Raw genomic sequence first — 12,897 nt, 5'->3', positions numbered from 1 at the left:
ACGCCCGGTCGGCCCGACCTCTCGGCCGCGTAAGCGGTGAACTCGCCCTGTCGGGGCGTTAGATTGGCTCGCTGACGGTGGACGGAACGGCAGGTCAGGGGGCACAGCAGATGGACAGCGACGGGACCCGGGACCCGCGCGGCACGCACGCGCATCCGGTGCCACGCCCTGCGGCACCGGCGGAGGGCTCCACGCCGCCCGCGGCCGGCTCCGGGCCGCCCGCCCGGAGTTCCGCCGTACCGCCCATGCCCGCGGCCCCGCCCGGCGCCCCGCCGAGGCCCGACGGGTCGGCGTACCTGACCTGGCTGCGCGCCCCGCGCCCGGAGGCGGCGCCCGGCGTCTGGCGGTTCGGGCACCGGCCCCGCCCCGCCGAGGAACCCGAGCGGATCCCGGCCCGGCAACTGCTCAGCGGCGCGCTGATCGCGTTCCTGGTGGGCTGGCTGGTCTGGTCCCTGCTGTGGAACGGCTACCTCGGCGGCTGGTGGGTGCTGCCCCTGGAACTGTTCACGCCGGACTCCTGGCGGCAGAGCAACGACCGCGTCGGCAACGCGATCCTCTGGTACGGCTACTACACGGTCATCGCCCTCGCCATCATGCTGGTCGTCGGCCGCCTCGGCCGCTGGGGCGAGGTCTGGCGCCGCTACGGCCCGCCCGCCTGGACCCAAGGGCAGCCCGAAAACATCCCCCCGCCCGCCCCCGAGCAGGACCCCGCCGAGTGGCCGCAGCTGCGCCGGGCCGGCGCCCCGGAGGCCGCCGAACGGCTCGCCACCGAGGCCAGGGCCGGCCTCCTCCGGGACGTCGACCACGCCCGGATCAGCCGCGCCTGGCAGGGCGTACGGTCCGGCCGGCACAGCCTCTCGGCCTTCACAAGTGCCGTACTCACCGACGGCGCCGCCGCCTGCGCCCACCCCTCCGGCGATCGCGACCTGCCCGCCCGGCACGCCCGGCACGACCTGCTCACCGGCCAGGTACGGCTCGGCACCGCCGCCGACGACCCCCGCAACCCCTACGGCTACCGCGGTGCCGGACTCGCCCTCGACCCCGACCTGCTCGGCACGTCCCTGGTCGCCGTCGGCCCGGCCGGCTCCGGCAAGACCGGCACCCTGGTCCGGCCGCTCGCCGAGTCGCTGTGCCTGCACGCCCTCGCCGGGCGCGCCGCCGTCGTCGTGGTCGGCGCCGCCGGCGCGGGGCTCGGCCCGGCCGAGTCCTTCGACGTCGTCGTCCGCATCGGGCATCCCGAGTCCGTCTACGACCTCGACCTCTACGGCGGCACCACCGACCCCGACGAGGCCGCCGCCATACTCGCCGAGGCCCTCGTCGGCGACCTCACCGACCCGCACCCCGGCGGCGACAGCCGCCGCTCCACCACCGTCCTCGCCCAGCTCCTCGGACCGTTCCGCGCCGTCCACGACCGCTTCCCGTCCGTCCCCGAACTGCGCCAGCTCCTCGACGGCACCCCCGGCCCGCTGGCCGCCCTGCGCAAGGCGCTCACCGACACCGGGCAGGAGTCGCTGCTGCGCGAACTCGACGCACGCGAACGGCAGATGGCCCACCCCGGGGACGTCGGCACGGTCCTCGCCGACCGGATCGCCCTGCTCGACCGGCCCGCCTTCGCCTCCTTCTTCGACACCTCGGGACAGTCGCGGCCGTTCTCCCTGAAGGCGCTCGACCACCCGGTCCGCGTCCGCATCGACCTGCCGCAGCGCGGCCACGCCGACGCCTCCCGGATCCTCGCCCGCCTCGTCCTCGCCCAGTTCACGGCGAGCGTCGCGGCCCGCGAGGACCGGTCCCTGTTCGCCTGCCTGCTGCTCGACGACGCCACCGGCGCCGTCACCCCGGAGGCCGTGCGCGGCATCCAGCGGCTGCGGTCCGCCGGCGCCGGCGCCGTGCTCACCCTGCGCACCCTGGACGACGTACCCCGGCCGCTGCGCGGGCCGCTGCTCGGCGCGACCGGCTGCCGGATGGCCCTGTCGGGGCTCACCCCCTGGGACGGGCAGGACTTCGCCGAGGTCTGGGGCAAGGAGTGGACCGAGACCCGCGACGTCACCGACCGGCAGATCATCGCCGAGACCCCGGCAGGCAAGGCCGTGCACATGCTGCGCCGGGTCATCACCGGCCAGGCGCCGACCGCCCGCGCCGTCACCGTCCGGCAGGTCGAACGCGAACGCTGGTCCGCCTCCGAGCTGGCGCACGGGGTGCCGCCGGGCCACGCGGTGCTGTCCCTGACGACCGTGCGCGGCGAGCACGCGCCCCCGGTGCTGGTGGACCTGCGGGGCTGAGATCCGTTGCCGGCGGGGAGTGGCGGACGCCGGACCGCGGCGTCCGGGTCTGGCGCGGGCTGCGGGGATCGACGGATCGTACGGTGCGGCAGAATCGGCCTAGGCTGTTCATACGCGACGGCCAAAATCCGGAACGTCGTTCTCCGAAACTCCTTGAAGGCCCCATGCCCCCGACGCTCGCCTCGCTCGTCCACCACACCGCGCTCAAGCTGACCGTGCGCGCGGGGGAGGACCGCCTCGACGTGCCCGTCCGCTGGGCCCACGTCAGCGAGCTGGCCGACCCCGTCCCCTACATGGAGGGCGGGGAGCTGCTGCTGATCACCGCCCTCAAGCTGGACGCGGAGGACCCGGTGGCGATGCGCCGCTACGTGAAGCGGCTGGCCGGGGCCGGTGTGGTCGGGCTCGGCTTCGCGATAGGCGTCAACTACGACGACATCCCCGCCGCACTCGTCGACGCCGCCGCCGAGGAGGGGCTGCCGCTGCTGGAGGTGCCCCGGCGCACCCCGTTCCTCGCGATCAGCAAGGCGGTGTCCGCCGCCATCGCCGCCGACCAGTACCGGGCGGTCACGGCGGGCTTCGCCGCGCAGCGCGAACTGACCAAGCAGGCCCTCACCGCCGGCCCCGAGGGTTGCCTCGCCGCGCTCGCCGGCCAGGTCGACGGGTGGGCGGCCCTCTACGACGCGTCCGGCGCCGTCGTCGCCACCGCGCCCGAATGGGCGGGCCGCAGGGCGGCGCGGCTGACACCGGAGGTGGAACGGCTCCGGGACCGCCCGGCACCCGCCTCCTCGGTGGTCGGCGGGCCCGAACACGAGGACCGGATCGAACTGCACTCCCTCGGCACCGGCCGCCGGCCGCGCGCGGCCCTCGCCGTCGGTACGGCCGCCACCCTCGGCACCGCCGAGCGCTACGCCGTGCACTCCGCCATCGCCCTGCTCACCCTCACCACCGAACGCTCCCGCTCGCTGCACGCGGCCGAGCAGCGGATCGGGGCGGCGGTGCTGCGCATGCTGCTCGCCGGACAGCCCGACCACGCCCGGGCCGTCGCCGGCGACCTGTACGGCGGGCTGCTCGACGCCCCGTTCCGGATGATCGTCGCCGAACAGCCGGCGGGCGGGGACCCCCTCGGGGCCCTCACCGAAGCGGTCGAGTCGGCGGCCGCCCGCTCCGGCGAGGCCGTCCTCGTCGTCCCGGAGGGGGAGCGGCTGGTGGTGCTCGCGGCCGACGGCGGTGCGGCCGTGGCCGCCTGCTCCGTGCACGCCGCCGCGCTGGAGTCGGCGCGGGCCGTGCCCGAACCGGCGGGCGACGAGGACGAACTGGTCGTCGGTCTGTCGGCTCCCGTCGGCACCGTCGCCGCTGCCGCCGCCTACAAGCAGGCCGAGCAGGCGCTGTCCGTGGCCCGGCGGCGCGGCCGGGTCCTGGTCGAGCACGAGCAGGTCGCGGCCGGTTCGGTACTGCCACTGCTGGCCGACGACGCGGTACGGGCCTTCGCCGACGGCCTGCTGCGCGCCCTCCACGAGCACGACGCCACCGGCCGCGGCGACCTGGTCGCCTCCCTCCGCGCCTGGCTCTCCCGCCACGGCCAGTGGGACGCGGCCGCCGCCGACCTCGGCGTCCACCGCCACACCCTCCGCTACCGCATGCGCCGCGTCGAGGAGATCCTCGGCCGCTCCCTGGACGACCCCGACGCCCGAATGGAACTCTGGCTGGCCCTGAAGGCGACGTCCTCCAGCCCGCCCGGCGACTGAGGGCGAGACGCCGTCGGCGGGGGCTGAGGACCGCTGGCCGGCGCGGGTCCGTCGTGGCCGGTCGCGCAGTTCCCCGCGCCCCTGGGGAGTCGCAGTTCCGGTCGCCGCATGACCGACCGGGCCGCAGCCCCGCCAGGGGCGCGGGGAACTGCGCGATCAGCCCCAGCGTGCCCGCACCCGGCAACGGCGCCCGCCGCCCGAAGGCCGACCGCAGGTCACCCCACCCCGCCAAACCGGCGTATCCACCCCCCGTACCCGTACACCCCGGACAAGCGACCCCGCCGCCCCCCACCCCTACCGTGGACCACGAACCGATCGCACACCTCTCACGCGGAAGGGCCGGGACTCGACAATGACTTCCACCCACGCCTTCTGGCTCGCCGGCCGCCAGGCCACCGGCGAGGCCACCTTCGACGTCACCTCCCCGTGGGACGGCCGCCTCGTCGGCACGGTCAGCGTCCCGACCGACGCCCAGGTCGAAGAGGCTGTCGCCGCCGCCCACGCCGTCCGCGAGGACTTCGCCGCCACCCCGGCCCACGTGCGCGCCGCCGCCCTCGACCACGTCAGCAAGCGCATCGCCGAGCGCGCCGAGGAACTGGCCCAGCTGATCTCCGCCGAGAACGGCAAGCCGATCAAGTGGGCCCGTGGCGAGGTCGGCCGCGCGGTCTCCGTGTTCCGGTTCGCCGCCGAGGAGGCCCGCCGGTTCAACGGCGGCGAGGCCCAGCGGCTCGACACCGACGCCGGCGGCCAGGGCCGGCTCGCCCTCACCCGCCGCTTCCCCAAGGGCGTCGTCCTCGGCATCGCGCCCTTCAACTTCCCGCTGAACCTGTGCGCCCACAAGATCGCCCCCGCGATCGCGGCCGGCGTGCCGATCATCCTCAAGCCGGCCCCGGCCACCCCGCTGTCCGGCCTGATCCTCGGCGATCTGCTCGCCGAGACCGAGGGCCTGCCGGCCGGCTCGTGGTCGATCCTGCCGGTGACCAACGACAAGATGCCCGCCCTGGTCCAGGACGAGCGCCTGCCGGTCATCTCCTTCACCGGCTCCGAGAAGGTCGGCTACGCGATCATGGACTCGGTGCCGCGCAAGCACTGCACCCTGGAGCTGGGCGGCAACGGCGCGGCCGTCGTCCTCGCCGACTACGCGAGCGACGCCGACCTGGACTGGGCCGCTCAGCGCATCGCGACCTTCTCCAACTACCAGGGCGGCCAGTCCTGCATCTCCGTGCAGCGGGTCATCGCCGACGCCTCGGTGTACGACCGCCTGCTGCCGCGCATCGTCGCCGCCGTCGAGGCCCAGGGCACCGGTGACCCCGCCGACGACGCGACCGACGTCGGCCCGCTGGTCAGCGAGGACGCCGCGAAGCGGGTGGAGTCCTGGGTGGACGAGGCCGTCGCCGCGGGCGCCGAGCTGCTCACCGGGGGCAAGCGCGACGGCGCCGCCTACGCGCCGACCGTCCTGACCGGCGTACCGGCGGACACGACCCTGTCCTGCGAGGAGGTCTTCGGACCCGTCCTCTCCGTGCAGAAGGTGACCGGAGAGGCCGAGGCGTTCGCCGCGGTCAACGACTCCAAGTACGGCCTGCAGGCGGGCGTGTTCACCCACGACGTGCAGTCGGCCTTCCGCGCCCACCGCGCCCTGGAGGTCGGCGGCGTAGTCGTCGGTGACGTCCCGTCCTACCGCGCCGACCAGATGCCGTACGGCGGCGCCAAGCAGTCCGGCGTGGGCCGCGAGGGCGTGAAGTTCGCGATGGACGACTACACATACGAGCGCGTGCTGGTCCTCACCGGTCTCGCGCTCTGACCTGCCACGGACAGGTCGGAGAACCGGACGGCCGCAGCCCACTGTGCGGGGGCTGCGGCCGTCCGCCGTTCGCACGCCTGTCCCCGCCCGCTTTTCCCGTCGCTTTCCTGTTCCCCGGTAAAGGATTCGGCATCGGCGGTTCAAGATCCCTACTCCGGGTCTTGTCCTGTCCATGACTCACCCGATGTGATGCGCCTGACCACCACGTCCGGATGAGGACGTCCCGGTATCACTCAGGGGAACACATGCAGATAGCCCGTCCCGGGCGCGGCGTCGCGGCGTCCGCCGCCACCGTCGCGCTCGTCGCCGCCGCACTGGCGGTCACCTCCCAGGCCGGCGCCACCAGCGCCGCGCCCTCCGCCGTGCCGCACACCTTCGCGGCCCCGGCCGTCGCGGGGCACGCCCTGGTCCGGGGCGCGACCAGCCCGCTGCCCATCGGCCAGTGCCAGTCCAAGTGGCACATCAACTGCTACAACCCGCTGCAGTACCGCACCGCCTACCACCTGAACCCGCTGTACAAGAAGGGCATCACCGGCAAGGGCCGGACGATCGTCATCGTCGACTCCTTCGGGTCCCCGACCGTCCAGCACGACCTGGACGTCTACAGCAAGCAGTTCGGGCTGCCCCGCACCAAGGTCAAGGTCGTCAAGTGGGGCCATGTGCCCAAGTTCGACCCCAAGAACTCGGACATGACCGGCTGGGCCGGCGAGACCAGCCTCGACGTCGAGATGGCGCACGCCGTCGCGCCGGGCGCGAAGATCGTCCTGGTGGAGACCGCGGTCGCGGAGACCGAGGGCACCACAGGCCTGCCCGAGATGATGTCCGCCGAGAAGCACCTGATCGACCACGGCGTCGGCGACGTCATCAGCCAGAGCTTCGGCGCCACCGAGAACACCTTCCCCGGTTTCGCCCGGGGCGACTTCACCAGCATCAAGAAGCTGCGGTACGCCTTCGAGGACGCCCGGCGCAAGCACGTGACCGTGCTCGCCTCCTCCGGTGACGGCGGCGCCACGGACAGCACCGCGGACGGCAAGGGCTACTACAAGAAGCGCGTCAACTCCTGGCCCTCCTCCGACCCGCTGGTCACCTCCATCGGCGGCACCCAGCTCCACCTGAACGACAAGGGCGAGCGCGTCAAGCCGGACAGCGTCTACAACGACTACGGCGCGGGCGGCGGCGGCCAGTCCCACGTCTTCACCCGCCCCTCGTACCAGAACGGCGTGAAGAAGACCGTGGGCAGCCGCCGAGGCACCCCGGACATCTCCATGGCCGCCGCGGTCAACGGCGGCGCCTGGGTGTACTCCAGCTACGACCCGACCTCCGTCGGCTGGGACGTCTCCGGCGGCACCAGCGAGGCCGCCCCGCTCTTCTCGGGCATCATCGCGCTCGCCGACCAGGCCGCCGGCCACCGCGTGGGCGACATCCACGAGGCCCTCTACAAGCTCCTCAAGCACAAGGACCGGGGCATCGTCGACGTCAACGACGGCACGGACAACAGCTATGAGGGCGTCAAGGGCTACAAGGCCGTCAACGGCTACGACATGGCGACCGGCGTCGGCACGCTCGACGCCCTCCGCTTCGTCCCGGCCCTGGCGAAGGCCGCCCGCCACGGCTGACACCCGGGCCACGGCCTGACAGCGCCACACCCAGCGTCACACGAGGGACCCGGCACCGCGGCTTTCCGGTGCCGGGTCCCTCGCGGTCCCGAGGGACCCAGGGCCTGTCCGGCGGATCATGCCGCAGACGCGGGGCTCGCCGGTGCTGAGTAGGTCCCGCCGATTTCCTGCGACCTGATCCGCCGGACAGGCCCTAATCGGCCGATCGGACGCGCGAGGGGTGGTGAGGCCCCGCCGATTCGGGTACCAACGATCCAGTAGCAACCGGTCGGTAGCGACCGGTACCCATCGTCCCTCTTCGCGGCGAGGTGAGCCTCATGTCCGCCCCCACCACCCAACGCACCACCGTCACCGAACGCGAGGCACGCCAGGTGGCGGAGGCCGCCCGGGAACAGGACTGGCGCAAGCCCAGCTTCGCCAAGGAACTGTTCCTCGGACGCTTCCGGCTCGACCTCATCCACCCCCACCCCCTCCCGGACGACGAGGCCGTACGGCGCGGCGAGGAGTTCCTCGCACGGCTGCGCGACTTCTGCGAGAGCACGGTCGACCCCGCCCGCATCGAGCGCGAGGCCCGCATCCCCGACGAGGTCGTCGCGGGCCTGAAGGACCTCGGCGCCCTCGGCATGAAGATCGACCCCAAGTACGGCGGTCTCGGCCTCACCCAGCTCTACTACAACAAGGCCCTCGCCCTCGTCGGCTCCGTCAGCCCCGCCGTCGGCGCGCTGCTCTCCGCACACCAGTCCATCGGTGTGCCCCAGCCGCTCAAGATGTTCGGCACCCAGGAGCAGAAGGACGCCTTCCTGCCCCGCTGCGCCCGCACCGACATCTCCGCCTTCCTGCTCACCGAGCCGGACGTCGGCTCCGACCCGGCCCGCCTCGCCACCACGGCCGTACCGGAGGGCGACGACTACGTCCTCGACGGGGTGAAACTGTGGACCACCAACGGGGTGGTCGCCGACCTGCTCGTCGTCATGGCGCGCGTGCCGAAGTCCGAGGGGCACAAGGGCGGCATCACCGCCTTCGTCGTCGAGGCCACGTCCGAGGGCATCACCGTCGAGAACCGCAACGCCTTCATGGGCCTGCGCGGCATCGAGAACGGCGTCACCCGCTTCCACCAGGTGCGGGTCCCCGCCGCGAACCGCATCGGCCCCGAGGGTGCCGGCCTGAAGATCGCCCTCACCACCCTGAACACCGGACGCCTCTCCCTGCCCGCGATGTGCGCGGGCGCCGGCAAGTGGTGCCTGAAGATCGCCCGCCAGTGGGCCGCCGAACGCGAGCAGTGGGGCAAGCCGGTCGCGCTGCACGAGGCCGTCGGCGCCAAGATCTCCTTCATCGCCGCGACCACCTTCGCCCTGGAGGCCGTCCTCGACCTGTCGTCCCAGATGGCCGACGAGGACCGCAACGACATCCGCATCGAGGCCGCCCTGGCCAAGCTGTACGGCTCCGAGATGGCCTGGCTGATGGCCGACGAACTCGTCCAGATCCGCGGCGGCCGCGGCTACGAGACCGCCGAGTCGCTCCGCGCGCGCGGCGAACGCGGGGTGCCCGCCGAACAGATCCTGCGCGACCTGCGCATCAACCGGATCTTCGAGGGCTCCACCGAGATCATGCACCTGCTCATCGCCCGCGAGGCCGTCGACGCCCACCTCTCCGTCGCCGGCGACCTCATCGACCCCGACAAGTCCCTGTCCGACAAGGCGAAGGCGGGTGCCGGAGCCGGCGTCTTCTACGCCAAGTGGCTGCCGAAACTCGTCGCCGGACCAGGCCAGCTCCCCACGGCCTACGGCGAGTTCAAACGCGAGGTCGACCTCTCCGGCCACCTCCGCTACGTCGAGCGGCACGCCCGCAAACTCGCCCGGTCCACCTTCTACGCCATGTCCCGCTGGCAGGGCCGGATGGAGACCAAGCAGGGCTTCCTCGGCCGGATCGTCGACATCGGCGCCGAACTGTTCGCGATGAGCGCCGCCTGCGTACGCGCCGAACGGCTGCGCGCCGAGGGCGACCACGGCCGCGAGGCCTACCAACTCGCCGACGCCTTCTGCCGCCAGGCCCGCATCCGCGTCGAGGAACTCTTCAACCGGCTGTGGACCAACACCGACGACCTGGACCGCACGGTGGTCAAGGGCGTCCTCGGCGGTGCCTACGAGTGGCTGGAGGAAGGGATCATCGACCCCTCGACGGACGGCGCGTGGATCGCCGACGCCACCCCGGGCCCGAGCGAGCGGGAGAACGTACGGCGGCCGTTCGCCGGCTGACGCCGTACGCACGTCCGGACATTCCTCACATCAGGCCGTGAAAGCCGCCGACGCGCCCGCTCGGGGGACGCGCTGCCCGCGCGGGCGCCGGCAGCGGCCACAATGGGGGGATGAGCGACAGCCCAGCCCCACTCGCGGACCCGCACCTCGTCTTCGATCCCGGCGCCGGCGACGGCCCCAGGGACGTGGTGATCCTCGGCTCCACCGGGTCCATCGGCACCCAGGCCATCGACCTCGTACGGCGCCACCCGGACCGGTTCCGGGTCACCGCGCTCTCCGCCAACGGCGGACGCGTCGCCCTCCTCGCCGAGCAGGCCCACACCCTCAAGGTGCGGACCGTCGCCGTGGCCCGCGAGGACGTCGTACCGGCCCTGCGCGAGGCGCTCACCGCCCACTACGGCGCAGAGCCGCTCCCGGAGATCCTCGCCGGACCCGACGCGGCCACCCTGCTGGCGGGCTCCGACTGCCACACCGTGCTCAACGGCATCACCGGCTCCATCGGCCTCGCGCCCACCCTCGCCGCCCTGGAGGCGGGCCGCACCCTCGCGCTCGCCAACAAGGAGTCGCTCATCGTCGGCGGTCCCCTGGTGAAGGCGCTCGCCAAGCCCGGTCAGATCATCCCGGTCGACTCCGAGCACGCCGCGCTGTTCCAGGCCCTCGCCGCCGGTACCCGCGCGGACGTCCGCAAGCTCGTCGTCACCGCCTCCGGCGGCCCCTTCCGCGGCCGTACCAAGGCCGAGCTGGGAGACGTCACCGTCGAGGACGCCCTCGCCCACCCCACCTGGGCGATGGGCCCGGTGATCACCATCAACTCCGCGACCCTGGTCAACAAGGGACTGGAAGTCATCGAGGCACACCTCCTCTACGACATTCCCTTCGACCGCATTGAGGTGGTCGTGCACCCGCAGTCGTATGTTCATTCGATGGTCGAGTTCACCGACGGATCCACGATCGCCCAGGCGACGCCGCCCGACATGCGCGGGCCCATCGCCGTCGGCCTGGGCTGGCCCGAGCGCGTCCCGGACGCCGCGCCGGCCTTCGACTGGAGCAAGGCCGCCACGTGGGAGTTCTTCCCGCTGGACGACGAGGCGTTCCCCTCGGTGAACCTCGCCCGGCACGTGGGGCGGCTCGCGGGCACCGCCCCGGCGGTGTTCAATGCCGCCAACGAGGAGTGCGTCGAGGCTTTCCGCAGCGGCGCCCTGCCCTTCAACGGCATCATGGAGACCGTCACCCGGGTGGTGGAGGAACACGGCACCCCCGTCGCGGGAACTTCACTCACCGTGTCGGACGTCCTCGAAGCGGAGACCTGGGCGCGGGCCCGGGCCCGTGAACTGACCGGCCAGACGGAGACCGCGGAGGCGCGTGCATGACGACCTTGATGTTCATCCTCGGCATAGTGGTCTTCGCGGTCGGCCTGCTCGTCTCGATCGCGTGGCACGAGCTGGGGCACCTGTCCACGGCCAAGCTCTTCGGCATCCGCGTCCCGCAGTACATGGTCGGCTTCGGCCCGACCATCTGGTCGCGCACCAAGGGCGACACCGAGTACGGCATCAAGGCGGTCCCGCTCGGCGGCTACATCCGCATGATCGGCATGTTCCCGCCCGACGACGCCGGCCGGGTCTCCGCCCGCTCCACCTCGCCCTGGCGCGGCATGATCGAGGACGCCCGCTCGGCCGCCTTCGAGGAGCTGAAGGAGGGCGACGAGACGCGCATGTTCTACACGCGCAAGCCGTGGAAGCGCGTCATCGTCATGTTCGCCGGCCCCTTCATGAACCTCATCCTGGCCGTCGGCCTGTTCCTCACCGTGCTGATGGGCTTCGGCATCCAGCAGCAGACGACCACGGTCTCCTCGGTCTCGCCCTGCGTCATCGCTCAGAGCCAGAACCGAGACACCTGCAAGAAGTCCGACCCGGCCTCCCCGGCCCAGGCCGCCGGACTGAAGGCGGGCGACCGAATCGTCTCCTTCGACGGCAAGTCCACCAAGAACTGGGACAAGCTGTCGGACCTCATCCGGGACAGCGCCGGGAGGAACGTCGCGATCGTCGTCGAACGGGGAGGCCAGGAGCAGACCCTGCACGCGAAGATCGCCACGAACCAGGTCGCCGAGAAGGACTCCAGCGGCACCTACGTCCCGGGCAAGTACGTCAAGGCCGGCTTCCTCGGCTTCAGCTCCGCGACCGGCGTCGAACGGCAGAGCTTCGGCGAGTCGGTGACCTGGATGGACGACCGCGTCGGTGACGCCGTCGACTCCCTCCTCTCGCTGCCCGGCAAGATCCCGGCCCTGTGGGACGCGGCCTTCGGCGACGGCCCGCGCGAGCCGGACTCCCCGATGGGCATCGTCGGCGCCGCCCGCGTCACCGGCGAGATCGCCACCCTGAACATCCCGGCCTCCCAGCAGCTCGCGATGTTCGTCTTCGTCCTCGCCGGCTTCAACCTCTCCCTGTTCCTCTTCAACATGCTCCCCCTCCTCCCGCTCGACGGCGGCCACATCGCCGGCGCCCTGTGGGAGTCGCTGCGCCGCAACCTGGCCCGGGTGCTGCGCCGCCCGGACCCCGGCCCGTTCGACGTGGCGAAGCTGATGCCGGTGGCGTACGTGGTCGCGGGGATCTTCGTCTGCTTCACCCTCCTCGTCCTCGTGGCGGACGTCGTCAACCCGGTCAAGATCTCTTAGCCGGCACCCTCTGGCGGGCACCTGTCGGCAGCACCTCTTTCGGCGGCTCGGAACGGCTGGTTCCGGGCCGCCATCCATTGGGTGGGTTTGCCGGGCGGAATGTGCCGACGGCCCGGGCGGTGACGTAATCTCGGAGGCTGGAGCCCGCCGTTCACGGGACCGGACCTTGATCCACGACTTGGGGTTGCACAGCAGATGACTGCGATTTCTCTCGGCATGCCGTCCGTTCCGACCAAGCTCGCCGAGCGCCGCAAGAGCCGGCAGATCCAGGTCGGATCCGTGGCGGTCGGCGGGGACGCGCCGGTGTCGGTGCAGTCGATGACGACGACGCGGACGTCGGACGTGGGTGCGACGTTGCAGCAGATCGCGGAGCTGACGGCGTCGGGCTGCCAGATCGTGCGGGTGGCGTGTCCGACGCAGGACGACGCGGACGTGCTGGCGACGATCGCCCGCAAGTCGCAGATCCCGGTGATCGCGGACATCCATTTCCAGCCGAAGTACGTGTTCGCGGCGATCGAGGCCGGCTGCGC

The 12,897-nt window shown here is 72.6% G+C and carries 8 protein-coding genes; all 8 read left to right on the top strand.

The features are described from left to right. The first annotated feature begins 110 nt into the window (after positions 1-110). The gene (locus ABZ854_RS19055) at positions 111-2,279 is read left to right on the top strand and encodes an ATP-binding protein (RefSeq protein ID WP_361211937.1); all 2,169 of its coding nucleotides are present in this window, start codon (positions 111-113) and stop codon (positions 2,277-2,279) included. 164 nt (positions 2,280-2,443) lie between these two features. After that, positions 2,444-4,024 carry a PucR family transcriptional regulator gene (locus tag ABZ854_RS19050; protein ID WP_361211935.1) on the top strand — a complete coding sequence of 527 codons (1,581 nt, stop codon included), beginning with the start codon at positions 2,444-2,446 and terminating at the stop codon, positions 4,022-4,024. 352 nt (positions 4,025-4,376) lie between these two features. After that, positions 4,377-5,825 (top strand): aldehyde dehydrogenase family protein, encoded by a 1,449-nt coding sequence (locus ABZ854_RS19045; protein ID WP_361211932.1) that lies wholly within the window; start codon positions 4,377-4,379, stop codon positions 5,823-5,825. Positions 5,826-6,070: 245 nt separating this feature from the next. Then, positions 6,071-7,441: a S53 family peptidase gene (locus tag ABZ854_RS19040; RefSeq protein ID WP_361211929.1), complete on the top strand. Its 1,371-nt coding sequence runs from the start codon at positions 6,071-6,073 to the stop codon at positions 7,439-7,441. 317 nt (positions 7,442-7,758) lie between these two features. Continuing rightward, on the top strand, positions 7,759-9,696 hold the full coding sequence (locus ABZ854_RS19035) for an acyl-CoA dehydrogenase family protein (protein ID WP_361211926.1): 1,938 nt from the start codon (positions 7,759-7,761) through the stop codon (positions 9,694-9,696). Positions 9,697-9,806: 110 nt separating this feature from the next. Then, entirely contained in the window at positions 9,807-11,066 is a 1,260-nt protein-coding gene (dxr, locus tag ABZ854_RS19030; protein ID WP_361211923.1) for a 1-deoxy-D-xylulose-5-phosphate reductoisomerase, read from the top strand. After that, the gene (locus tag ABZ854_RS19025; RefSeq protein WP_361211920.1) at positions 11,063-12,367 is read left to right on the top strand and encodes a site-2 protease family protein; all 1,305 of its coding nucleotides are present in this window, start codon (positions 11,063-11,065) and stop codon (positions 12,365-12,367) included. The genes dxr and ABZ854_RS19025 overlap by 4 nt, the downstream gene beginning before the upstream one ends. Positions 12,368-12,562: 195 nt before the next feature. Beyond that, positions 12,563-12,897, top strand: a 335-nt coding sequence (locus ABZ854_RS19020; RefSeq protein ID WP_361211917.1) for a flavodoxin-dependent (E)-4-hydroxy-3-methylbut-2-enyl-diphosphate synthase, incomplete at its 3' end; no start/stop codon positions are given.

Origin of the sequence: Streptomyces sp. NPDC047028 (genome assembly GCF_040644095.1) — a bacterium.
In the GTDB taxonomy this organism is placed as follows: domain Bacteria; phylum Actinomycetota; class Actinomycetes; order Streptomycetales; family Streptomycetaceae; genus Streptomyces.
This window is presented reverse-complemented; position numbering and strand designations above follow the sequence as displayed.

What these genes read in the sequence shown, in the direction of transcription:
- ABZ854_RS19055 (WP_361211937.1), top strand. Translation starts at nt 111, where the DNA reads ATGGACAGCGACGGGACCCGGGACCCGCGCGGCACGCACGCGCATCCG.
- ABZ854_RS19050 (WP_361211935.1), top strand. Translation starts at nt 2,444, where the DNA reads ATGCCCCCGACGCTCGCCTCGCTCGTCCACCACACCGCGCTCAAGCTG.
- ABZ854_RS19045 (WP_361211932.1), top strand. Translation starts at nt 4,377, where the DNA reads ATGACTTCCACCCACGCCTTCTGGCTCGCCGGCCGCCAGGCCACCGGC.
- ABZ854_RS19040 (WP_361211929.1), top strand. Translation starts at nt 6,071, where the DNA reads ATGCAGATAGCCCGTCCCGGGCGCGGCGTCGCGGCGTCCGCCGCCACC.
- ABZ854_RS19035 (WP_361211926.1), top strand. Translation starts at nt 7,759, where the DNA reads ATGTCCGCCCCCACCACCCAACGCACCACCGTCACCGAACGCGAGGCA.
- dxr (WP_361211923.1), top strand. Translation starts at nt 9,807, where the DNA reads ATGAGCGACAGCCCAGCCCCACTCGCGGACCCGCACCTCGTCTTCGAT.
- ABZ854_RS19025 (WP_361211920.1), top strand. Translation starts at nt 11,063, where the DNA reads ATGACGACCTTGATGTTCATCCTCGGCATAGTGGTCTTCGCGGTCGGC.